Origin of the sequence: Desertihabitans aurantiacus, from assembly GCF_003344635.1 — a bacterium.
GTDB lineage: Bacteria > Actinomycetota > Actinomycetes > Propionibacteriales > Propionibacteriaceae > Desertihabitans > Desertihabitans aurantiacus.
Window position 1 is genome coordinate 1 of record NZ_QPKK01000513.1, and the last position, 1,108, is coordinate 1,108.

The window sequence follows — 1,108 nt, forward strand, 5'->3', positions numbered from 1 at the left end:
CGGCGGCCAGCAGCGCGTCCACCACCCGGCTGCCCTGCTGCCCGGTGGCGCCGATCACGGCGACGGGGTGCTGCGCGTCTGACATGGGAGCTCCGATCTCGGAAGTGTGTCGGTAGAAGTGGAGGAAATCCTCCGTTATTCCCCTACGCTGGTGCCATGCTGCTCGCACCGGACACCGACGGCTACGCCGCGGCCACGAGTCCCCGCAACTCCTCCACCCCGCAACGACCGGGCCGCGTCGCCCGGGTCACCAGCCCCGGCGACCTCGTGACCGCCCTGAGCGAGGTCGCCGCGCTCGAGACGTCCTCGGGTCGGCGGCTGCAGGTCGTCCCGCAGGCCACCGGGCACGGCGCCGGCGCGCCGGTCACCGACGACACCGTGCTGCTCGACACCTCCGGGCTGGCCGACGTCGCCATCGACCCCGACGCCCGCGTCGCCACGGTCGGCGCCGGCGCGACCTGGGCGACGGTCAACGCCGCGGCCGAACGGCACGGTCTGCTCGGGCTGGCCGGGTCCGCACCGTCGGTCTCGGTGTCGGGCTACACCTTCGGCGGTGGGATCGGCTGGCTGGTCCGCCGCCACGGGCTGGCCAGCGCGGCGCTGCGGGCCGTGCACTACCTCGACGGCGAGGGCCGCTCGCGGGTCGCCCGTGAGGACGCCGCCGAGGAGACCGACCGGGAGGCGCTGTGGGGCTTCCGCGGGGCCGGCGGCGTCGGCGTGGCGCACACCCTCGAGCTCGACCTCGTCCCGGTACCGGACCTGCACGCCGGTGCGCTGCTCTGGGACGCCGCGGCGCTGCCCGAGCTGGTCGCAGCCTGGGCGGGCGCCCTCGACAGCATGGGTGCCGGTGTCGCCACCAGCATCGCGGTGCTGCACGTGCCGCCGCTGCCGCTGTTCCCCGAGCCGCTGCAGGGCCGCGTCGGGGTGCACCTCGCGGTCGCCGACCCGGACGGGCCGGACGGGGCGGCGCCGCTGCTGGAGGCGGTGCGGTCGGTCGCTGCCCCGGTCTCCGACACCTGGGGGCCCACCGACGCGGCCGGGCTGGCCCGGATCCACCTCGACCCGCCCGCGGCCACCCCCGCGGTCGGCGCCGCGCGGTGGCTGGACG

The 1,108-nt window shown here is 77.0% G+C and carries 1 protein-coding gene; it reads left to right on the forward strand.

From position 1 onward, the window contains the following. Nucleotides 1–156 precede the first annotated feature (156 nt). On the forward strand, nt 157–1,108 hold a 952-nt coding region (locus DVA66_RS20595; protein ID WP_157974225.1), incomplete at its 3' end, for an FAD-binding oxidoreductase.